Source organism: Exiguobacterium sp. s121, from assembly GCF_018617245.1.
Taxonomy (GTDB): Bacteria; Bacillota; Bacilli; order Exiguobacteriales; family Exiguobacteriaceae; genus Exiguobacterium; species Exiguobacterium profundum.
The window spans coordinates 1,274,481-1,295,077 of sequence record NZ_JACSJV010000001.1 but is presented as its reverse complement, the minus strand read 5'-3'; the positions used below and the strand labels follow the sequence as shown (position 1 = coordinate 1,295,077).

The window sequence follows — 20,597 nt, the reverse complement described above, 5'->3', positions numbered from 1 at the left end:
CTTATGAAACTTCTTCGATTTGATTGTGATTGAAATACTCCCGTTTCGAACGGTCGCGCATGACATGTATGGTGTAACAACCAACAAGGAAGAAGATAATCGAGAATGCGAGATAGACCGGGCGAATCCCAATCATTTCGGCAAGAAGTCCAATCCCAAATGTGAGTAGGATGACGAGTAGCGACTCTGCCACATTGATAGCGCCAGAGAACCGACCCATGATTTCGACAGGAACATGGTGTTGATAGAATGACAAAAAACCGGTATTGGCAAAGGCAAGCGCGAATGTCAGGACAAAAAATCCAACCGAGGCCATCATGAATGACGATGAACTTGCGAAAAGAAGATAGCCGACTGGTGTCATGATCGCCCCGAATCCAATACAAAACGATAAGGACAAGCGGTGACTCCATCTTGAATTGATGAGTGATCCAAAGATAATCCCAATCCCAGCGATACTGACGAGAAAGCCATATCGGCTCTCAGACAAGTGAAGGACTTGGGTCGCGAATGACGCCTCCAACGAATCGAGTCCAGACATGAAGATGGTCATGACACAGTACAATCCATAAATGAGCGTCACGTATTTGGCATTTGATGCAAATCGTACGACCATTTTCCAATCCTCGATAATTATTCTTACAGAGAATGGTTCAATCGACGCTTCTGTTCGATGATGAGACCGAAGGCGCGACAACATACCGACCGAGACGATGAGTGCGAACGCGTTCACGAAAATCGCAAATGTTGGGCTCCCGACTAGAAAGAGTAGTCCGGCAATCGTCGGACCTAGAATAAACCCGGATGACTGTACAAAGTTCTTCATCGCATTGAACTTTTGTCGGTTCGAGGCAGGTACGAGTTGCGTCATGTAGACCAGGCTCGATGATTCGAATAACGAGCTCATCACATTGAGAAGAAAGACGATCCCGTAGATGAGCCACAGTGAATCAATCCAGCCTAAGCTGAATACGAGGAACGCACGCAGACCATCCAGTAACATCATCAGTCGTCTCGTATCGACCCGATCAATCAGGCTACCTGACCAAAGATTCGAGACGAGCGAGGCGAGCGGGGCTAATACATAGAGAATCGAGACGGCGAAAGGGGATCCAGTCATCTCTAGGATAATCAAGTTGAGCGCAATGAAGTATATCCAGGCACCAAGGTTTGAGATTCCGACACTAACGAGCAGTAGCGCAGAGGTTTTTCGAAACGAATTCAAGTCAATCACTCCTTCTATTTTTGATCACTTTCGGAACGCAAAAAAATCCCACCCCCAAGAACGAATTCTTGGGGACGAGATTCTCATCGTGGTGCCACCCCTGTTCGTCCGCACGTCACCATACGAACCTTGTTCGGTACTGCCGAATGAATCGGACTATACCTCAACTCTATAACGGGAGTTCCCGTCGCCACATCCCTCGGGGTGAGTTCCATAGCGCTGCTCAGAGGCTTGTTTCGATCAACGTTCTTTACTCCTTTTCACCAGACGGAGCTCTCTACGAAAGATTCATTGATGTACTGTTCTCTTCATCGCGTTTGTCAGATCATTTTTAAAAGGATAGCACATTGTGAAAAATATTGGAAACGTTTCTGGTAAAAAGATGCATATCTTCTTCAAGGTACTAAACTATGGTTGTCATCTAGGAAGCTCGGTCCATTTCTGAAGGTTGACACTTATCCAGTTCTTTCAAGATTGAACGATAGAAGAAGATTGCCAATATACCAAAGCAAATATAAGTGATGGCCGTCCAACTAGGTGACAAGACATCATAAGTCGAGACGCTGATTGCGCCGATGAGAAGCGCACCTCGGTAGCGGAAACCGTTCGCGGCCAAGTATTGACTGCGGAGGTGGTCTTCGATGAGTCGAGCTAGCATGGCTTGGTGGATGGGGACATATAGCAGTTCTCCAAACGTGAAACAAGCCGTAGCGAGCACTAACATTGAAAGATTATGTGAAACCGGTAAAATGGCGAATCCAAGACTGAACAGTGTGACACCCGTGTAAAGTAACGCATGTTCAGAGATAGATTTGGTCCAACGCATCAACACAAGACCGAGCAGTAACACGAGAATCGTATTCTCCGCTCGAAGCAGTCCGAGAATCTTCGTCCCATCTAGTGAAAAATGAAAGAACGGGACAGCGTGTAACGTTTCAGCAAAGTGAATCGCTAAGTAATGAGTTAGTTGCAACTCTAATGACAATGTCAAAATCCCTGCGACAAGGTATTTCAAAAAGAGTTGGTTCCTCATGACCGTCTGGTATCCTGTCCATACATTAGTAGTCTTCTGTCCTTTACGCGGTAAAGGGTTATAGTTGTCTTCGAGTTTGATGAAAATCAGGAAGACACATCCGAATGAAAGAATGGCTGCCGATACTAACAAGTAGAAGAGATGCTGTTCGAAGAAGAAGCCGCCGATTAGGCTACCGATGACGATGGACCCGTTCATCAGCCAGTAACTGAGTGTATACAAATATTTTCGCTGCTCGGGTCGGCTATCATCGATTAAGATGGCTTCGTTTGCTGGCGTGATGGCACTACTCAAGAGATTACTAAAAAAGAAGAAGATAAATAATAAGGTGGCACTGTCAATTACATGAGAACCTGCGATTGCCATTCCGATATAACATGCGAAACGTAGTATTTCTCCGATGAAGAGAATTCGTTTTCTTCCGTAACGATCGGACAGTTGGCCTCCAAAGAGACTTGCGATGAATGAGGCAATCATCGTCAAGACAATGAGCGGTCCGGTCTCCGTCGCACCGAACTGGCGAACGAAATAAATCGTCAAAAAAGGAAATACGGCGGTTTGAGTCAGCTTTTGAAAGAAGTTCAAGCCAAGTCTAACTTTTAGGTTAGGATGAAGCGATTGAAACATGTGAATCACCATCTTTTCATAAGGTCAGTGAAGTGGCCACTTGACTGTTATGAACAGTATGCGTGATTTGAAGTGAATCATCGTGCACTATATTGCTCGATTTTTGCGCAATAATCTGGAGGGGTATATGGAACAATTACTTACACTGCCTGACGTCGCCATACGTTACGTCTCTTCTGGTGGGGATTGGACGACAGAAAGAGAAAAGAGCAAAGAAGACATCGTCTGGGTGCTCGTGTTGGAAGGGAAAATTGGGATTGAGGTGGATGCATTCGAATTATCGTCTCCAAGACAGCGAATCGATTGTGGTTCAACCGAATCAGTCCTATCGACTATTCGCTGATTCAACTGAAACGACTTATGTGAGTTTTCGGTTTATTGCGAGTCTATTGAACGGGTTTGAAAACAGGGTCAATCCAATGTTTCCTTCCATAGCGGTCATGTCGATAAGAAGACTGTTAGGGGAGTGGTCAAGTCGAGGATTTTTAGAGATTGATCTTACAGATGATGTGATGACGTTCATTCAGAGTCACCTCATCCACACTTTTTTAGATGCTGAAGACTTATTTGTACCGGTTTTGCGTGTCATTCATGATTCTTATCATACAGAGCTTCGCATTGAGGAATTAAGTCGAATCGTCCATCAAAGTAAGTATCAGTTCATACGGAACTTTCGAGAGCGAATCGGTCAGACGCCGTATCAATACATCACGAGACAACGCCTGATTCATGCGAAATCACTTCTACGCTATTCGGACCTTACGTTACTCGCAATTAGCCAGGAAGTCGGATTCAATAGTCCAGCTCAGCTGAACAGACATTTCGCGGAATGGGTAGGTTGCACCCCGGCTCGATTTCGTGAGAATAAAGGACATCAGCTCAAACGTGATTAGAGAGCTCCAATCGACCTTGGATTTGGTGGGGGAGGTCGTGGAACGATCCCTCCAAGCGTTGTACCGCATCCACATGATAAAACGTGCTCGTCTCTTCCATATTCATCATCTGGTCACCCAAATCATATAGGTAAACGGGCTTGTTCGTTCCTAGAGCGATCCCGAGCTCTACATGTGCGCCTTTTCCTCCAGGCAAGAGGATGACGACGAAGTCCGCTGTTTGAATTCCAGCAACCTCTTCTTCGCCAATCGCACGTAACGCATCGATTGAAGCGGCACGTTCGTTTTGGGTCCAGTCGTATGTATAGGTGTGACCGAACGCAACCAGATGATCACGGATGAAACGTACTTCTTCGATATTTGAAAAGCTTGAACCGACATAAAATCGCATACAAAGACCTCCAATTCGTCACAAATGGTTCATCTGGTAAAGCGCTACGACATAAAATAGGATAATCAACAGACAACAGAGTACAAGGAAAAAAATCACGCTAATCAGGACGAATTTCATCAAAGAAAGTGGAACGTATGATTGAATCAAGCGCGTGATTGATAAAGACGAGAGTACGAGTAAAATGATTGTGCCGACGAACCAAATGTAGTCATACGCGATGTTTGGGATCAGCCAAAAGTAGACGGTCGTTATGACGATTAGACTGAAAGCCATCATCAAATCTTTATGCTTTCGTGTCATCTGATACCTCACGATGAAGTTCCAACTTCAACCGCACCTGTTCGGCATCTTCCGCATCAAACGTGCTGTACCATCTCACATGATCGAGATCGATGATGCGGTAATGTCCGCTGATGATGTTCTGTTGAAGAATGAAGTGGGACCCCTCTTTGATCGCATGCCAAAAGACACGTCCGCCGAGTGTTTTTTCTTTCGGCTCGTATGTGTTCTCGGTTGCAATCAGTTTGACGAATTCAACGGGGTCGTCGCCAATCAAGTGTACGAGAATCTCACTTTCATTGAACAGCGCGCATAGCGTCACAATCGTCGACCAGCTTGCTTCATTTCGCTCCTTCTCGATTTGGATGAGTGTTTTTTTTGAAATCCCAAGTAAGTTCGCCATCTCTTCCTGTGAATACTGGGATTCGATGCGAATCAATTTCATTTTTCGAGAGACTTGTCCAATAAATTCGGATTTTTTCATAATCGGTTCTTCCTTCCTGTTTGTTCGACTCAGAGCGTCGCCGAGCTTATGAAAATCAGTAACCATGAGATTCCGAGAAACACGGTGAATAAAAAGAGACAGACGATGACATAACAGCAAATGTATTGCCAGTAGGTCAATCGTTTTGATTGATAATAATGGTATGTAAAACTGAATGTCGCAATCCCGATGACTAAGAACGCAACGATATCCCAGATGATGCCAACCTTCAAGAACGATGGAGTCAGAAACGAAGCGATGAGTGCAAGCACGACGGTCACAACTCCAGTAGAGATGGCAGCGGATGGCGTTGAAGTGTTTTCCAACGAATCACCTCCTAGTATATTACAAGTGTAATTTTACACTAAAAGTGGGCGATGTCAATTTCAGAATGTAAAAAACCCTTCTCTAAGGAAGGGTTCCGTCACTCGTCATGTTTATTCGTTAAATAGGTCGTTAATGGGTAGACACCGATGCTTTGTAAGATCAGAGAGAGTAAAATGACGGCAAACGCGAGAGATATCATTTCGCTCGAGCCGTTAATGTTCTCTGCCTCTAGCCAGAGGACGAGGGCAATCGACATCGTTCCTTTAATTCCGGACCAAGTAAGGAGCGAAGTCGCTGTCAAATCGTCTTTAAATTCTCTACGCCATACAGGGACGGTATAAACGAGACCGCCGACGACGATGAACCGGGTCAGAAGCGAAAGTAGGAATAAAAGAACAGCGAACGTCCAGAGCGATACAGACAAATAGCTGGTCGCCTCGATTCCAATCAATAAGAACAGGAGAGCGAGCAATATCGGAATGACGATGTCCCAAAAGCCATTCAAGTGACGCTGGACCGATTCGTAGTCCTCTTTCATGCCGAGTTCATGAGAAAGCATCATGCCGGCTGTGACGGTCGCAAGGACTCCCGATACTTCTAGCGCGTCGGCGAGATAAAATGCCCCGTACGCGATAACGATTGTCAACATGACGAGTTCATGCTTTTTAAAACTGACAATCATCAATTTCTTCAGTACAAATCCAAAGATGAAGCCGATGCCGATTCCTCCGGCTGAAACAATCAAAAATTCAGTTAAAAAGCTGAGCGTGGAGAACTGTTCTCCTGTCGCGAACATACTGAGGAAGATCGCGAAGATGACGACACTTGTTCCATCGTTCACCATTGATTCACCTTCGACAACATCCGCAATCCGTTTTTCCCCTTTACTCCGTTTTAAAATGGCCGTCACGGAAACGGGATCGGTCGGAATCAAGATGGACGCCAATAAGAAAGAGGCGGTCAGGCTGAGCGGGGTGAAGAGCTCGCTCAGCCAAAACGTGCCATACCCCATCAGGATGGCGGTCAAGACAAGACCAATCGTACTCAATATCGTTATGATCCCGATATTGTCTTTCAAATCTTTGTATTTGAACTGATAAGCCGATGTAAACAGAAGTGCTGGTAGGAACACCTCGAAGATCATATCTTTTGAGATAAACATCGAATCAAAAAAAGCGATATATGAGAGCGCTATTCCAATCAAGACCAAGATGACCGGGACAGGGAAATAATTTCGTTTGGAATCAATTAAATAAATCAAATAGCCGATCAGTAGTAATGTGATGATTTGCTGCGCAATCATGACGACGTCCTCCTCTACAATCAAGTTGCTATACACTATCTTCCCATTCAAGGTCTAATCAAACGAGAATTGTGGAATATAGGGGATAGTACATTCAATTCATATAGGGAGGAATCGTTATGGGAAACCCGATTGGTGATTTGTCGTGGACGTTTTATTCAGAGTGTGAGGTGCCAAGTGACATCACGGAGTCATTCATCGATGGGGAGCGGGCCGTCGCTGCCTACAAGACGGTACGTGACGTCGCCGTCTTCACGAACAAACGTCTCATTGTCCGTGACGCTCAAGGGCTCACGGGGAAGAAGATTGAAGTCTACTCGCTTCCGTACGACTCGATTAATATGTACTCGACGGAGAATGCGGGAAGAATGTTCGACTTGAACTCAGAAGTCCAACTGTTCACTCGCGCGGGAACAATTAAGATCAATCTAAATAAAAAAGTGGATGTGCGTAAGTTCGACAGATTACTCGCAGAAGCAATTTTGTAAAACAGCGGACCGAGAGTTCTCGGTCTTTTCGTTTGGATTTTTCTGACAATCTCTTATCATACATGATACGATCATACATAATATGTGACGGAGGTTACGATGCGATTTACAACCCGATTATTGATGATGATGCTCGGCAGTTTGGTGTTGGTGACTGGATTTATCTATCTGGCTCGTTTATTTTGGGAATGGTTTCACGACCCGACAAAAGGTGGAATCGTGCTTCTCTTGTCTGGAGAGGACGGAACCAGCAGTGATGAATATGGAGGGAAGTTTCGTCTGAAAGATGATGAGGATTTTCAATTCTTGAAGAATGATTTTTTAGACTATACGTTCGAAACAGGAGGGACAGTAACCGAGTCGGGAAATTCATACTGGTTATGGTTCCTTATTGGGGGTTTGATTGTTCTCCTGATTTTGACGCTCAGCTTGCTACGGAAAAGAAAGCGTGTCGTCTCGACCATTGATTTCTCGAGTGGCACCGTAAAACGAAGAGGGCGTAAGGCTAAAGCAAATAGATTTGTGGAATCCAAAGAGGTTCAATGGACCGATAATGCGATTCGGAATGCGCTCATCCAGTTCAATCTGGACTTGCCGATTGCCTCAAGACATCAACCGAATGAGACGGTGTTAGATTGGTTCAAGCGAATCGGTGTGGACGAGTTGGACCTTTCGCCTTATTGGAAATCGAGATATATAGACGAAGTGGTGAGTGATGAAGAATCTAGACAGTTTCGAGAGGCATTACATTCCAAGCGATCGGAAGACGGTAAGGGGTGATGGTGTATGAACGATGAAATAGAGATGGTTGATTCCGATACGCGGAAGCCGATGGGTTCCGCTCGTTTGGTCAAGTCCAATCATCAATTCTACATCCATTGGAATGGGTTGACTATAGACTTCAAACGGCATGAATATGTGGCAGGTATTCGAATCATTGACGAGAATCACTTGTTCATTTGGGCGTTTACGTTAGAAGGAGAACCAATCAATGCGTGGGTGTTAGATGCAGACGGAGACATCAAACATTCATTTCACGCAGGTAACGCGATTGCAGTAGTCGTTATAAATGAAACGGGAATCTGGATCGGGTATGGGGACGAGGGTATCTTTGGAGAAGGGGTCTCGACCGAGGCACTCGTCTGCTTATCAACAGAGGGAGCCGTATGTTTTCGCTATAATCAAGAAGTCAGAAATGCCCCGGTCCTTCATGATTGTGACGTGATGTGTGCATCAGAGAAGGGGGTGTGGGTCATCTCTTCAATCGACGGTCGTCTCGTTCATGTCCAAGTGGACGGACGGATTGACTCTTATCCGATGCCACGTCATCTCCTTGACTGTTCCTCGTTGACTATTGAAAACGGTGTAGCCTATGTCGGAAATGAGGAAAAGACTTATCGTTGGCCGTTTAAGGAGAGGAGACGTGCCGAAGTCTCTCAGAATGAAACCAAATAATAAGAGAGTATAATAGCTTGCAATATATTTCGAATACCGTATTTTTAATCATATATAGACAGGGATGAACTAAATGATTGTACCAATCAATACTAGTATGCAAGAAGATATTCGCAATTTTTTTGTTAAACATTGGGGTTCAACTCAAATGGTCGTTTCTTCGGGAACATACGATTGTGCAGAGCTCGAAGGATTTGTCTACATGAAAACAAATCAAATTCACGGTCTTGTTACGTATTTTATTCGGGATGAAGAAGTAGAAATCATATCTCTTGATAGTCTGATAGAGAATAGTGGGATCGGCTCTCACTTACTCCATGCTGTTGAAGAAATTGGTATGCAGCACGGAGTTAAGCAATTAATCGTCATCACAACCAATGATAATTTGAGAGCGCTTGGCTTTTATCAACGTCGTGGCTATCGTCTAGAACGAATCATTCATGATGCGGTGACGCGGGCAAGAAAACTGAAAGCGACAATCCCACATGTCGGATATGATAAGATTCCTTTATTGGATGAAATTTTACTCATCAAAAAACTGAAAGAACAGAAATGAGGAATTCACATGATCCGTTTCGGCATCATCGGTACAAACTTCATCACAGACTGGTTTATTGAAACAATCAATCAGTTGGATGACGTAGAAGTGACAGCACTTTACTCGCGCACGGAATCACGTGTTAAAGAATACGCAGAAAATCACTCCATTTTACATACGTTCACGTCACTTGAAGAGATGGCGAAGAGTGATGTCATCGATGCCATCTATATTGCGAGCCCGAATTCACTTCACGCCGAACAGAGCATCTTGTTCATGCAGCATGGGAAGCACGTCCTCTGTGAAAAACCACTCGCCTCGAACGTCCAGGAAGTCACCCGCATGATTGAAGTCGCGAAGGAGAACGAGGTCGTCTTACTTGAGGCATTACGAAACTTGTACATGCCGAACCTCGAACGGATACAAGAGGCGATGAAGCAAATCGCGCCGGTGCGTCGGGCCGTCTTCAATAAATCACAGTATTCTTCACGGTACGACCTCTATAAACAAGGGGAGAACCCGAATACGTTCAATCCTGCTTTCTCGAACGGTTCGTTGATGGACCTTGGTGTGTATCTTCTTGGTCCTGCTTTAAAACTGTTCGGTCAACCTAATGAGATCCAGGCGAGCGGTGTGAAGCTGGAATCGGGAGTGGACGGGAGCGGAACGGTCATTCTCTCTTATGACGATTTGGATGTCATCATCATGCATTCAAAGATTCATGCGACATCGACGCCTTCAGAGATCATTGGGGAAAAGGGACGCATCATCATCGACGATATCGCGACGTGCGATGAAGTCCGTCTAGAGTTGCGAGATGGCACGTCAGAAATCGTATCAGAATCACAGAATGCTCCGATGTCCTATGAGATCGAAGCGTTCGTTCGTGCGATCGAAGCTAGTGCTTCGGAAACAGTTGTACATTCAGCAAATGACATGATTCGTCTTGCTGATGTGATGACGAACGTTCGAACACAGCTTGGCGTGGTCTATCCAGCAGACAAATAAATACAAACGTGAACTACTCGCCACTTATTTGCTTCACAAATTGAAGGGGGAGCTTCTTGGGAAGACCGTGCTCTTACCAGCCACGGTTGTTTACCAAGCTCGTCGGGCAGTCCCTGCCCTGAATGGTTGTCAGTCGGCCAACATCAATAGGTTGAGGCTCGCGTTGATGTCACGGTCATAGTACTCACCACAATGAGTACACGTCCATTCACGAACATCCATCGTCTTCTTCTCGCCTTTTACTCCGCAAGTGGAACAGATCTGCGTCGATGCGTACCAGGGGTCTGCCTTGATGAGCGTCCGTCCGTAGAAGGTACATTTGTATTCCAACTGTCGGACGAACTCGTACCAACTGACATCCCCTATGGACTTCGCTACCTTGTGATTCTTCATCATGTCCTTCGACTTCAATGTCTCCACGACGATGACTTGGTTCTCGTCAACGATCCGTCTCGACAGCTTGTGAAGGAAGTCCTGGCGTTGGTTCGCGATCTTTTCGTGTTTCTTTGCCAGAAGTAACTTGGCTTTTTCACGATTCTTACTCCCGATCTTCTTGCGTGACAAAGCGCGCTGCGCCTTCTTGACCTTCGCTTCGGACTTCCGGATGAGTCGGGGGTTGTCAATCTTCTCCGAGACCATCGCGTCGTTCGTCATGACGGCGAAGTGTTTTAGGCCGAGATCGATTCCGACCTTGTTCTCGGCTGGGATCCACTTTTCCTCATCTTGATTGACGAGGATGGAGATGAAGAACTTGCCCGTCCTCGTCATCGAGACCGTCGCCGACTTAATGATTCCCTCGAACGGACGATGTTGGGTGAACCGCACGAACCCGACCTTCGGCAGACGGACCTTGCCCGCCTCGATGCGGATCGTGCCATGCTGGTTGTTCGTCGTGTAGGAGGCGCGCGACCGCCGTTTCGATTTGAACACCGGGAAGCCGCCCGTCCCGGCGAAGAACTTCGCGAACGCCGTGTCGAGGTTCAGCTTCGCGTTCGCGAGCGCGAGGCTGTCCGCCTCGGCGAGGAATGGGAACAGGGGCTTGTAGGAGGCGGGTGTCGCCGGTTTCCGTCTCGTTCCGCTCCCCGCCTTCGCCTCCTCGCGGATGGCGATCCGGTCCTCGAGCAGCTTGTTGTAGATGAACCGGGCGCAGCCGATCATACGGACCAAGAAATCGGCCTGTGCCGGCGTCGGATGGAGCCTATATGTGTAGCCTTTCAGCATGTCCGTCCCTCCTCCCTCCAGCAGATCGTGATGTGTCCTCCTCATCCGATACCCACGGAGGGGGAGGGAGAATCTGACGGAATCCCGAACTTTTGTTCGTAACATCTGTCATAGGGAGAGAAAACTGTTGGACCGGGCGATTCATCTCCCACCTACGCCGGGCTACGCCCCGAGAAGCTTAGAGGAGGGAGAATTCTCGCCTGATTTAGTTAAAACGGTCCTCGATGTCATGTGCGCATCGAGGACCGTTCCCGTTATTCTTTGTTCAAATAGAGATATCTCAGAAACAGCCCCAGAACAATCGTCATAACGACAGCGGGAATGAGTCCGATGAGCAGTAATGTGTTCATACCGTTTCCTTTCTGAGCGATTCGAGACGTTCATGCATCTCATCAAAGGAATGGTTGTCCGTCAACATGCTGAGCTCTGCATCGGCAAGTTCTTTCAATTGAGTCGACCACTCTCGTTCAATCTCGACTTCAGCTTTACTGATTTCCGTGTTGGCCCGTTCGATTTGCTTCGTATGAATCGTTTCAAGACGCGACCGAATCATATCCCGAAGAAGTAAGGTCAACTCATCCTTCAGTTGCGTCCGTCCGTCTCCCTCGAAAAATTGACTCGCATTCTTATAGCGCTTCAATACCGACTGATAAGGTGATGTCTCGAGATGAATCGGTTCGACAGCCTCTCGTAGCCATGCCACGTCGAGTTCTCGGTCGAATTCAAGCGTCGGAAGGAGAGACGCTTGACGTTCTGTCAACCGTTCGACCAAGGCGACGAACTCGCGTTTAACGTATCGCTCCAACCGATATTGGAACACTTGGAGCTCTTGCTGGATGTCATAGGCATACTTATCGAGTGTCCGTCCGAGGGCACGCTCCAAGCTCTTCCTTGATCCATCGACCTCGACCGGATGGAACGTTTCCTTGACGAAGTCCGAGAGGCGGAGGAGCGAACGCGTCTCGAGGTGGGCGAGGAGTTCTTTCGCTTCCCGGTCAAACAAATCGATGAGTGCTGACACATCGAGTGCCGGTGGGTTCTCGAGTAAAGCGATTAACTGCTGGCGACGATGTTCTTTCGCCGACGCGTCTTCTTTCGCTTCATTCAAAACACGATCAAATGCAGCGAGTAGCGCTGTCGTTTCTTCCTGTATACGCATTGCGTTGGCGAGACGAAGGTCTTTGTCGACATAGCGTTCAAGTGTCGAGACGAATCGATCGAATCCTTCGTCATCCCCATGCATGGCGTTTCGGCTTGAAATGGGGAGAACGCTTGGTCTGCGGACACCGAGCGCGGTCAACTGTTGTGAGACATAGCTTGTGACTGCATCCCGCTCCTCGTCATCTGTCGCAAGATCAGAGGCGTTCACGAGGAAGAACATCTCGTGGTCTCCCGTCCCTTGGACCCGTCCGAGCTGAATGACGAGCTCCCGGTCCGCTTCCGTGAACGCATGATTATAATACGTGACGAACAAGACGGCGTCCGCGTCACGCATGTAGCCGAACTGTACCTCGCTATGACGATTGAACTGCGAATCGGCACCTGGCGTATCGACGAAGACGATGCCACGCCGTGCCCAAGGAGAGTCGAGATATAGTTCGATTTCTTTCACGATACAGCTTTTTTCTTCTTGTGCGACGAACGCGCAGAACGTGTCATAGTCGACGATTTCCGTTTGTCCGAGATAATCGAGCGGTGCCGCTTTTACCGCATTGACGAACGGGTGGTCGACATCGAGCGAGGTGAGGGAAGTCCCATAACCTTGTAACTCTTCTTCGAGTTCATCGTGTGATTTGAAGGTGATCGATGCCGTTCGATTCGTCCGTCCGTTCGGCGGGACGATCTTTGTGATGGATGCCGTCAACGGGTTAGGGGACGTCGGTAATACCGTCTCACCGAATAGCGCATTGAGAGTCGAGGACTTTCCAGCCGAAAATGCTCCGAAGATGGCGAACGTATATTGCTCATGCTTCGCGCGCTCGATTTTCTTACGTAATGTCGAGACACGGGAGCGGAACAATGGATGATTCTCTAATATTTCACATACCGCATTTTCATAAGAAAAATTAAAATCAAACAAGTCCTGATCATCATCTAAAATCGACGTCGATGCAACCTCTGATTCAACAACATTCGACTGTTTTTCAGGAAGGTACGTCGCGTCGACATAGTTTCGAACGGCCAACTGATCTAACTGATTTGAATCAAGTTGCAACGCTTCATATTGACCGATAGCATTCAGACGGTTCGAAAGACGAATCCGTAACGCTTCCGTATCGAGCGCTTCATACAACGCTTCCTCTTCAGTCGTAAATTGTTCCAAGCGCAAATCGACTTCCGCTTTCATGTACGTATCCGTCGAGTGGACCCAAGGTTCAGATACTTTCGTCACCCATGTCGCGAGGGCCGTCTCGATGTCACGACTGAACTGCAACACCGTATCACCACTTAGGGATGCACCGGATTTCACTTGTTCGGTGATGAGTGAGCTTGGTGCAATCGGGAGGACATCGCCTTTCGGCAGGAGAGTCTCTGGAAGTTTCAAATCTCGGATGATGTCTTCCGCGTACTTCACGAGATGTGGACGTAAGTTCATATCAATCAGACGATTGAACTCTTTGACTGCCACTTCCTCACGACGAGCTCGTTCTTGCTTCGTCTTCTCTTTTGAGAATAAGAGACCGACCTTGAAGGACGGGGCACAACTCTCGAGATAGGACCGCAACAACTCACGGAACTCATAAGTCATGATCGGCGCACTTTGAACGATCGGTGTTTGGTGTTTAAAGAACTCACGACGGAATGAGGTCCACCATGCCCGTTTCTTTTCAAGACGATGTAGACGAGATTGCATTTCCTTCGGGCTCTTTTCATAGGTTGGCAATTGGTCCAACATCGATTGAATCGATGTTTCGTTGCGGCGGACTAGCGTATGAATCAATGCATCCGCATGCTCGACTTGTTGCTGTTTTGCCTCGTCGATGACTTGACGTACATATGACCGCAAGCGCTCGACTTCGTTATGCGGATGTTGCCCATCACGAAGTGAAATGTAGAATGTGTCATTTGGGACGATGTCATGATGTCGGAACGCTTTCGTCAATGACGCTTTGAACTCCACGAAAGAGAGTTCACACTCATCATGCTTGTCGATTTGGTTGATGATGATGGAGTAGGGACGTCCTTCCCGGCTAAATTGTTTCATCAGCCCGATGTTTTGTTCCGATTGCACATGGTTGTAGTCCATCATGAAGAACAGATGATCGGCCAAGAAGAGCGAACGTTCTGTCGCTTGGCGATGACGTTCATCCGTCGAATCGATCCCTGGCGTATCCATCAAGACGACGTGTTCGTCAAACGGGAATCGATCGATGGTATACTCGACTTCCTTGATTTCTTCCACTTTGCAATAGTCACTGATGTTTGATAGGGAAGAAGGATCTAATGAAATCCAATCCGTATCATTGATTGCGACGGCTGCCGCTGATTCGCCACCCCGTAATGTGACGATGTTGGCACTCGTCGGAATCGGACTTGTCGGAAGGAACCCTTCCTCTAGCCAGTCATTGAGCAATGTCGACTTTCCGGCTGAGAAGTGACCACAGACGGCAATCCATACTTCTTCATTTGTTACTTTTTGTAGGGCGGTACGGGCGAGTCGTGCAGCGTCCGTCATCTCCTCTTGTTCAAACGTTAAAGCGAGTCGTGCCAATTGTTCTTGTTGTTCGTGCATGTTTCCCATCCCCTAATTATGATTCCGTCGTGATGCCGACACGGTGTCCGACATAGTCATCGTCCGTTAAACAAGCCATCACCAAATCGGCAACGTCATCTCTCGAAATTGGACTTGAATGTTTCGTCCCCAATACCTCTTTTGACACAATGATTTCACCGGTAGATTGCTCATCGATCAGTTGAGTCGGACAGATGATCGTGAAGGCTAAACCTGAATCCCGTAATAACTCATAAGCGCGGGCATGATCTTCGGCTGCGGTTGTCATCGTACGCTTCGATTCTTTCGTTTCAAAGCGATAGTTGTCGCTATCATGCGCCTGTAAGATGCCGGCGGTCCCGACCGTGATGATGCGTGTTACGTTAAATTGTTTCATCGCTTCGATCACGAGTGGTGTGAATGTAGACAATACGTTTTGTTTGTCCGTCCCTAACGCCGAGATAACGACGTCTGCAGATCGAACCGTTTCTAGTACTGCTGCTTGGTCCGTCGCGTCTCCGATGATTTGGTTGATACCATCCTTAGAATCCATCGAATGTCTTGTTAAAAGTTTGACGTCATGTCCTTGATTCAATAAACGTTCAAGTATCCGTTCCCCTGTACGGCCACTTCCGCCAAATAAAGCAATTGTTGACAAGTAAACCCCTCCCCATCAAGATGAAAGAAATATCCAACGCCATCATAACACGGAAGCGTTCACAAAACTGCCTGAAATGGTTCATTTCCCCTTGAAAAGAATATGGTACGTTTTAGAATTGAGGAAGAAGGCAAAAAATACATATGACAGGTGTAAGAGAGGAAGGCACCATTACATGAAATTTGGGGCTAGAACTATTAAGACTGGGCTATCGGTCGCAATCGTCCTACTGATTGCTGAGGCATTTCAATTCCAACAAATCGTCGTTCCGGCACTCGCTGCGTCACTCGCGCTCCTGCCGTCAGTTTATCAGACTGGGCTTCGCTTGATTGAAGAGATGAAAGGGAACTTGATTGGAGCATTGCTTGCGGTCGGTTCCTTGCTACTCACTCCGAATCCGACACCGATTGCGATCGGATTCGTCATCATCATTGCCATCTCCATCCTTCTCTTTTTAAATTTAGAATCGACGACACGGACCGTCATCTTGACGACGATTCTCATCATGGAAGGGGCGAGCCAGTCGGATATGCCGGTGTGGGTGTTTGCAGGCGAGCGTTATCTACTCATCATGATGGGAATTACGGTCGCGTTGATTGTGAATGCGCTCCTGTTCCCCCCGCGATATGAACGGAAACTCGAAGCACAAATCACCGACACATTTCAAATGGTTGTTCGAATCGCGCGGTTATTTGCGGAAACAGAGGGTGGGCGCTCCTCATTCGAATCATTACCTGAGACGAAGAAGTTGCATAGCGACTCAAAACAAACTTACGCCTATTTTGAAGAAGAAATTAAAGCGAATCGATGGCTTGAGAAGAAGACACCGATCTTCCGTCGAGCTGTCCTGAAGTCTAAAATGATTGAGACGAACCGTGCCGCGCTCCACGTCATCGAGAAACTCGATCATGATTTTCATACGATTGAACAACTACCTCCCCAATTGAGCGAAGAGCTGTATCGCCACATTCGTCACTTGTTGCGTCGACATGAACGATTATTTTCAGCCTACGAGCTTGAGAACGAGCATCTCATCGACCGGGAAGAGGATCTCATCCATGAGAACTTTGACTTTGCGAAACTGATGATTGAGCGCATGCGAGAAGAAGAGGAAGAACTCATTCTCATTGTCGTGCCACTCGTGGCGACGATGACTGACTGGGTCAAGGCAATGAATGAACTCGAACGCTATCTTGTCACTGAAATGAAGAAACATGGGGACAACTTAAAAGTGGAACCACGTAAGAAGTGGTTCTTCGAGGATTAAAGAACGAAACCGTCAAGAAAATTAAGACCAACATGTCATTGGGCCATGAATGAGTACACAGAATCGTGTGTGCCTTCATGGTTTTTTTGTAGCGATGTTTAAGTGATCATCAGTCGATTACTAAGGATGAGTCCCGATTATAAAGCAATAAATTTCTAACGATACATTTGGTAATAAACGTAAATTATGTTAGTCTAGATAAATCATTGTGAATGTTGACTTTATGATTTGATTTTTGCAGGAGGGATGAATATGAAAAGGATCTTAGTAACATTCATCCTGATGACAATAATAATGATATCGTTGATTGGTTGCGATTCGATATCCTCCACAGAAGAAGTTGATCCTCGACCGGTTATCTCTTTTGATGCAGGAACCATTCTCGCGGATGCTCAGAATCATCAGATAAAAATGCTAATGTTATCAAGTTTACCGATGGATAATGTTGATGTGACCGGGGCAGTCAAAGAGCTAGAAGGATTTAAAGCAGAAAATGATGTTTATCTTGATGAACTGGATGGTTTGAAACATAAAGACGCGACTTCTGAAGACTATAAAATGTTACTTATGGAATATCTTCAAGAAGAAAATAGCTATGTCGACAAAACCATTGAAGCCGTTTACGCCAAAGAACTTTCTCGACCGAGTCGATTTTCACTAGAAACAATCTATGCGAGAGCGAACGAAAAAATCGGACGATTCCGCTACGAGCCGAAGTAAAGTTATCATCTATGATCATACTCGCGAGAAGTTACGAAATGATAAGGGAAACGAACCGCTGAGAAGGTTCGTTTTTTCTGATTCATCCGATCCGAGGTACAATGATCTTACTCCATAAAATTTTGAGACGGGATGGAATCTGAATGATCAAAAGGTCGTTTAAGCAGGTTACGAAGTATTGGAACATCATTGTTGAAGGTGATGAGTTTGCTGTAAACTACGGAAAAATTGGGACCATCGGAAAGGTACAAGTAAAGTCTTTTGAATCCGAGTTGGAATGTATGAACGAGGTGGAGAAACTCATTCGTAAAAAGTTGAAAAAAGGATATGTTGAATCTCTTTTCGATTGGGATAACCATATTTATGTGAATGACCCGGAAGTAGGACCGAGTTTTCTGACCTCACATCCGGAGTATCAGGCATTTTTCAATGATGACTTTTATGTGGATTGTACGGAAGAATATGCACCGTTCGGAAATGATGCTGGAGCCGATGCGTTGGATATGTATGAAGAGTTGATACGAAAAGACAGCGACCTTTGCTATTTATCTTATGCCTACGCCCTAATCGAAAGTTGGATCAATCGAGATGTATATGCACCAGAAGACTGGGCCACGTATGAGTATGCCTATACATGCGACCAAGTCATCGTCGCTGGTGCCTTCACTTCCATTAAACTAACAGGAAAGTTGACGGATGACTTGAAAGCGGAAGGATTAGAGGCCATTCAACGATTGAAACAGGCTTTCGAAAAAGAGGATCAGGCAATTTTCGAAGAGGTATATGAGCGATTGTATACATTCCCGACCGAATCCTGAAACTTTTTGAGAAGAACTGCGTATACAATAAAGACAGATACATATGAACGATAGGGGGATTCACCATGTCAGAAACAACACCGACACCAGAAGAAGGTGTCACACCACAACGAATCAGCGGCACACTTCCAATCGAGGCACGTGCTGTCTTCCGGCTATCAAGTGCGATTTTTTATATCATTGGACTTCTCGTCACGGGAGCGCTTGTTGCTGCCGCATACTGGTTTAACTGGCCGACTTGGCTACAAATTGGCTTTATCGTACTACTCGTAATCGATGTGGTCTATAGCTTGGTTGATATCATCTGGTTCCAAAAGTGGAAACAAGAACGTTTCACATATGATGTCCAGCCGCTCGAGATTCGGATTCATCATGGGATCATCACGACACACGATGTGCTCATCCCAATGACAAAAGTGCAGTATGTCCATGCTGCACAAGGTCCGCTTCTTCGTAAATATGGGTTACAGACCATCACCATCGGGACAGCTGCTGGATCTCATGACATCTATGCAATCGAAGAGTCATTCGCCAAGACACTCCGCGAACAAATCGCCATCTATGCACGTATCGAAGAGGAGGATGTCGTATGACCGAGACCGCGTTAACATGGCATCGACTTCCAAGTCGCGTTTTGGTGCTGCGTATTCTCGAAGTCATCAAGTCGTTCGCCATTCCAATCGTCTTACTCTTCGTGCTCAACAACGACTGGGACTCGACATTCGGTATCATCATCCGAGTCGGGATCTTACTTTTCCTATTGCTCGACATTGTGCAGAAATTCTTTGGGTGGTTAAACTTTCGTTATGCTCTGGACGAAAAAACCGTCTATGTCATTGAAGGGAACTGGTTGAAAAAAGAGAAGTCGCTTCCGCTCTATAAGATTCAAAGTGTCCATTCGAACAGCCCGTTCCTTTATCGATTGCTTGGTGTGGTCGAATTGACGTTTGATACGAATGCCAACAGTGACGATGCCTCTTTCAAACTGGCAGGTGTCTTTCCGACCGAAGCCAAACGACTTGAAGAAATCCTTGAGCAAGTCCGTCATCGGAAACAAAGCGGAGTAGCGGTAGATGACTCAGAAGAGTCGGATGAGACAGCTGCACAGGCAGCACCGGTACCAAGCCGTCTGTTATATGCCTTGTCCACGCGTGAAATCGTATTGGCATCCATCACGTCGCTCTCTGTCTTCGCTATCTTCCCGGTCGCCTCGACGGTTATCTCGTCAATCGATGATTTCATTAACTTGGATGGGGCATTCAACCAGGTCGAAGATTATGTCGTCCATGCGTCCATCATCGCCATCGGTCTTCTTGTTATCGGAGTGTTGATGCTATCGATCGTGATTGGCATGGTCATCAACTTCTTGAAGTATGGGAACTTCCGACTTGAGCGGAGAGGGGAACGCATTCGCGTCGAGAAGGGATTGTTGAATCGAAGCGCGAAAGAAATTCCATATGAGAAGATTCAAGCGATTCGCATCAAAGAGACGTTCATTCGTCGCTGGTTCCACATCGTCGGGGTCGAACTCGTCGCAGCAGGAACGATGGATGAATTGAAAGATGAATCCTCGACGATTCTCCCGTTCGTTCGTCGTGACCGAGCGATGCGGGTGCTCCGTGAACATTTCACTCACTTCACATGGTCGGACGAACTTCATCGATTACCGAGACGTGCCTTAGGAATCAAGCTACTCCGAATCAGCTGGTTCGGGATTATCATATCAGGGATCGTCCTTTACTTCTTCCGAGATTACGCCTGGTGGCTCATGCTCTTGTGGGCCATCATCATCGGGGGACGCGTCCTCAGTTACATCACCACAAAATATGTCCGCACGGATCAATTCATCCAGTTACGGACTGGAGCATTCAACGTCCAATCATTTTTGACAGACAAACCACGGATCGAACAGATTCAAGTGAAGCAATCGCTCTTGCAACGTCGTTTTGGACTATGTACGGTGCAATTCTCGACACGTGGAGGATTCTTATCTGTTGAGACCATCGATGATATTCCGAAAGAAGATGCAGACGCGATGCTCGTCTGGTTCTCACGTTACTCTCATTAACCCGACCATTTGGTCGGGTGTTTTTTTGTTTCACTTCATCCCTAAACTTATATGGTATATTTTATACTTAACCGTTTAA

Annotated in this window: 22 protein-coding genes and 1 other annotated feature; of the genes, 12 read left to right on the top strand and 10 right to left on the bottom strand. The window is 46.5% G+C overall.

Annotated elements, in window-relative coordinates; translation table 11 throughout:
* Position 1: 1 nt before the first annotated feature.
* Entirely contained in the window at positions 2–1,234 is a 1,233-nt protein-coding gene (locus tag KOG47_RS06660; RefSeq protein WP_353047468.1) for an MFS transporter, read from the bottom strand.
* Between the two features lie 58 nt (positions 1,235–1,292).
* Positions 1,293–1,546 (bottom strand) — a binding site (T-box leader).
* Between the two features lie 100 nt (positions 1,547–1,646).
* Positions 1,647–2,885: an MDR family MFS transporter gene (locus tag KOG47_RS06655; RefSeq protein WP_215243957.1), complete on the bottom strand. Its 1,239-nt coding sequence runs from the start codon at positions 2,883–2,885 to the stop codon at positions 1,647–1,649.
* Between the two features lie 127 nt (positions 2,886–3,012).
* On the opposite strand from KOG47_RS06655, the gene KOG47_RS06650 reads away from it, so the two are divergent.
* Positions 3,013–3,228, top strand: coding sequence for a hypothetical protein (locus KOG47_RS06650; protein ID WP_215243956.1), 216 nt, complete (start codon positions 3,013–3,015; stop codon positions 3,226–3,228).
* Positions 3,152–3,778, top strand: coding sequence for a helix-turn-helix domain-containing protein (locus tag KOG47_RS06645; RefSeq protein WP_215243955.1), 627 nt, complete (start codon positions 3,152–3,154; stop codon positions 3,776–3,778). Before KOG47_RS06650 ends, KOG47_RS06645 begins: the two co-directional genes overlap by 77 nt.
* On the opposite strand, the gene KOG47_RS06640 is transcribed toward KOG47_RS06645, so the two are convergent.
* From KOG47_RS06640 to KOG47_RS06620, 5 genes are all read right to left on the bottom strand, one after another.
* Entirely contained in the window at positions 3,765–4,169 is a 405-nt protein-coding gene (locus tag KOG47_RS06640) for a nucleoside 2-deoxyribosyltransferase (protein ID WP_215243954.1), read from the bottom strand. The genes KOG47_RS06645 and KOG47_RS06640 overlap by 14 nt on opposite strands.
* Before the next feature lie 18 nt (positions 4,170–4,187).
* Positions 4,188–4,472, bottom strand: a complete 285-nt coding sequence (locus tag KOG47_RS06635) for a hypothetical protein (protein ID WP_196430702.1) — start codon at positions 4,470–4,472, stop codon at positions 4,188–4,190.
* Entirely contained in the window at positions 4,456–4,935 is a 480-nt protein-coding gene (locus KOG47_RS06630; RefSeq protein ID WP_196430703.1) for a helix-turn-helix transcriptional regulator, read from the bottom strand. Before KOG47_RS06630 ends, KOG47_RS06635 begins: the two co-directional genes overlap by 17 nt.
* A gap of 29 nt (positions 4,936–4,964) precedes the next feature.
* Complete coding sequence (locus KOG47_RS06625; RefSeq protein WP_215243953.1) at positions 4,965–5,261, bottom strand: hypothetical protein; 297 nt, start codon at positions 5,259–5,261, stop codon at positions 4,965–4,967.
* A gap of 98 nt (positions 5,262–5,359) precedes the next feature.
* A complete protein-coding gene (locus KOG47_RS06620) occupies positions 5,360–6,565 on the bottom strand; it encodes a cation:proton antiporter (RefSeq protein ID WP_215243952.1) in 1,206 nt (401 codons plus the stop codon).
* Positions 6,566–6,684: 119 nt separating this feature from the next.
* Between KOG47_RS06620 and KOG47_RS06615 the strand changes: the two genes are divergently transcribed.
* The 5 genes from KOG47_RS06615 (at position 6,685) to KOG47_RS06595 (ending at position 10,054) form a co-directional block, all read left to right on the top strand.
* The gene (locus KOG47_RS06615) at positions 6,685–7,053 is read left to right on the top strand and encodes a PH domain-containing protein (RefSeq protein ID WP_031423744.1); all 369 of its coding nucleotides are present in this window, start codon (positions 6,685–6,687) and stop codon (positions 7,051–7,053) included.
* Positions 7,054–7,152: 99 nt separating this feature from the next.
* On the top strand, positions 7,153–7,833 hold the full coding sequence (locus KOG47_RS06610; RefSeq protein ID WP_215243951.1) for a hypothetical protein: 681 nt from the start codon (positions 7,153–7,155) through the stop codon (positions 7,831–7,833).
* A 6-nt stretch (positions 7,834–7,839) separates the two neighbouring features.
* On the top strand, positions 7,840–8,508 hold the full coding sequence (locus tag KOG47_RS06605) for a hypothetical protein (RefSeq protein ID WP_215243950.1): 669 nt from the start codon (positions 7,840–7,842) through the stop codon (positions 8,506–8,508).
* 73 nt (positions 8,509–8,581) lie between these two features.
* Positions 8,582–9,064 carry a GNAT family N-acetyltransferase gene (locus KOG47_RS06600; RefSeq protein ID WP_251131814.1) on the top strand — a complete coding sequence of 161 codons (483 nt, stop codon included), beginning with the start codon at positions 8,582–8,584 and terminating at the stop codon, positions 9,062–9,064.
* 9 nt (positions 9,065–9,073) lie between these two features.
* Positions 9,074–10,054, top strand: a complete 981-nt coding sequence (locus tag KOG47_RS06595; protein ID WP_215243949.1) for a Gfo/Idh/MocA family protein — start codon at positions 9,074–9,076, stop codon at positions 10,052–10,054.
* 129 nt (positions 10,055–10,183) lie between these two features.
* Here KOG47_RS06595 and tnpB read toward each other — a convergent pair whose 3' ends face one another.
* From tnpB to KOG47_RS06580, 3 genes are all read right to left on the bottom strand, one after another.
* Positions 10,184–11,275, bottom strand: a complete 1,092-nt coding sequence (tnpB, locus tag KOG47_RS06590) for an IS200/IS605 family element RNA-guided endonuclease TnpB (RefSeq protein ID WP_215243948.1) — start codon at positions 11,273–11,275, stop codon at positions 10,184–10,186.
* A 346-nt stretch (positions 11,276–11,621) separates the two neighbouring features.
* A complete protein-coding gene (locus KOG47_RS06585) occupies positions 11,622–15,008 on the bottom strand; it encodes a dynamin family protein (protein WP_215243947.1) in 3,387 nt (1,128 codons plus the stop codon).
* Positions 15,009–15,024: 16 nt separating this feature from the next.
* Positions 15,025–15,645, bottom strand: a complete 621-nt coding sequence (locus tag KOG47_RS06580) for an NAD(P)-dependent oxidoreductase (protein WP_215243946.1) — start codon at positions 15,643–15,645, stop codon at positions 15,025–15,027.
* Positions 15,646–15,820: 175 nt separating this feature from the next.
* Between KOG47_RS06580 and KOG47_RS06575 the strand changes: the two genes are divergently transcribed.
* The 5 genes from KOG47_RS06575 (at position 15,821) to KOG47_RS06555 (ending at position 20,518) form a co-directional block, all read left to right on the top strand.
* Positions 15,821–16,912 (top strand): FUSC family protein, encoded by a 1,092-nt coding sequence (locus KOG47_RS06575; RefSeq protein ID WP_074037031.1) that lies wholly within the window; start codon positions 15,821–15,823, stop codon positions 16,910–16,912.
* 252 nt (positions 16,913–17,164) lie between these two features.
* Positions 17,165–17,632 carry a hypothetical protein gene (locus KOG47_RS06570; RefSeq protein WP_215243945.1) on the top strand — a complete coding sequence of 156 codons (468 nt, stop codon included), beginning with the start codon at positions 17,165–17,167 and terminating at the stop codon, positions 17,630–17,632.
* A gap of 143 nt (positions 17,633–17,775) precedes the next feature.
* Complete coding sequence (locus KOG47_RS06565; protein ID WP_215243944.1) at positions 17,776–18,450, top strand: WGR domain-containing protein; 675 nt, start codon at positions 17,776–17,778, stop codon at positions 18,448–18,450.
* Positions 18,451–18,515: 65 nt separating this feature from the next.
* Entirely contained in the window at positions 18,516–19,043 is a 528-nt protein-coding gene (locus KOG47_RS06560) for a PH domain-containing protein (protein ID WP_159562294.1), read from the top strand.
* Positions 19,040–20,518, top strand: a complete 1,479-nt coding sequence (locus tag KOG47_RS06555) for a PH domain-containing protein (RefSeq protein WP_215243943.1) — start codon at positions 19,040–19,042, stop codon at positions 20,516–20,518. The genes KOG47_RS06560 and KOG47_RS06555 overlap by 4 nt, the downstream gene beginning before the upstream one ends.
* The last annotated feature ends 79 nt before the right edge of the window (positions 20,519–20,597 follow it).

What these genes read in the sequence shown, in the direction of transcription:
- KOG47_RS06610 (WP_215243951.1), top strand. Translation starts at nt 7,153, where the DNA reads ATGCGATTTACAACCCGATTATTGATGATGATGCTCGGCAGTTTGGTG.
- tnpB (WP_215243948.1), bottom strand. Translation starts at nt 11,275, where the DNA reads ATGCTGAAAGGCTACACATATAGGCTCCATCCGACGCCGGCACAGGCC.
- KOG47_RS06650 (WP_215243956.1), top strand. Translation starts at nt 3,013, where the DNA reads ATGGAACAATTACTTACACTGCCTGACGTCGCCATACGTTACGTCTCT.
- KOG47_RS06585 (WP_215243947.1), bottom strand. Translation starts at nt 15,008, where the DNA reads ATGCACGAACAACAAGAACAATTGGCACGACTCGCTTTAACGTTTGAA.
- KOG47_RS06655 (WP_215243957.1), bottom strand. Translation starts at nt 2,885, where the DNA reads ATGTTTCAATCGCTTCATCCTAACCTAAAAGTTAGACTTGGCTTGAAC.
- KOG47_RS06555 (WP_215243943.1), top strand. Translation starts at nt 19,040, where the DNA reads ATGACCGAGACCGCGTTAACATGGCATCGACTTCCAAGTCGCGTTTTG.
- KOG47_RS06620 (WP_215243952.1), bottom strand. Translation starts at nt 6,565, where the DNA reads ATGATTGCGCAGCAAATCATCACATTACTACTGATCGGCTATTTGATT.
- KOG47_RS06595 (WP_215243949.1), top strand. Translation starts at nt 9,074, where the DNA reads ATGATCCGTTTCGGCATCATCGGTACAAACTTCATCACAGACTGGTTT.
- KOG47_RS06600 (WP_251131814.1), top strand. Translation starts at nt 8,582, where the DNA reads ATGATTGTACCAATCAATACTAGTATGCAAGAAGATATTCGCAATTTT.
- KOG47_RS06645 (WP_215243955.1), top strand. Translation starts at nt 3,152, where the DNA reads ATGCATTCGAATTATCGTCTCCAAGACAGCGAATCGATTGTGGTTCAA.
- KOG47_RS06640 (WP_215243954.1), bottom strand. Translation starts at nt 4,169, where the DNA reads ATGCGATTTTATGTCGGTTCAAGCTTTTCAAATATCGAAGAAGTACGT.
- KOG47_RS06635 (WP_196430702.1), bottom strand. Translation starts at nt 4,472, where the DNA reads ATGACACGAAAGCATAAAGATTTGATGATGGCTTTCAGTCTAATCGTC.
- KOG47_RS06630 (WP_196430703.1), bottom strand. Translation starts at nt 4,935, where the DNA reads ATGAAAAAATCCGAATTTATTGGACAAGTCTCTCGAAAAATGAAATTG.
- KOG47_RS06615 (WP_031423744.1), top strand. Translation starts at nt 6,685, where the DNA reads ATGGGAAACCCGATTGGTGATTTGTCGTGGACGTTTTATTCAGAGTGT.
- KOG47_RS06565 (WP_215243944.1), top strand. Translation starts at nt 17,776, where the DNA reads ATGATCAAAAGGTCGTTTAAGCAGGTTACGAAGTATTGGAACATCATT.
- KOG47_RS06575 (WP_074037031.1), top strand. Translation starts at nt 15,821, where the DNA reads ATGAAATTTGGGGCTAGAACTATTAAGACTGGGCTATCGGTCGCAATC.
- KOG47_RS06560 (WP_159562294.1), top strand. Translation starts at nt 18,516, where the DNA reads ATGTCAGAAACAACACCGACACCAGAAGAAGGTGTCACACCACAACGA.
- KOG47_RS06570 (WP_215243945.1), top strand. Translation starts at nt 17,165, where the DNA reads ATGAAAAGGATCTTAGTAACATTCATCCTGATGACAATAATAATGATA.
- KOG47_RS06605 (WP_215243950.1), top strand. Translation starts at nt 7,840, where the DNA reads ATGAACGATGAAATAGAGATGGTTGATTCCGATACGCGGAAGCCGATG.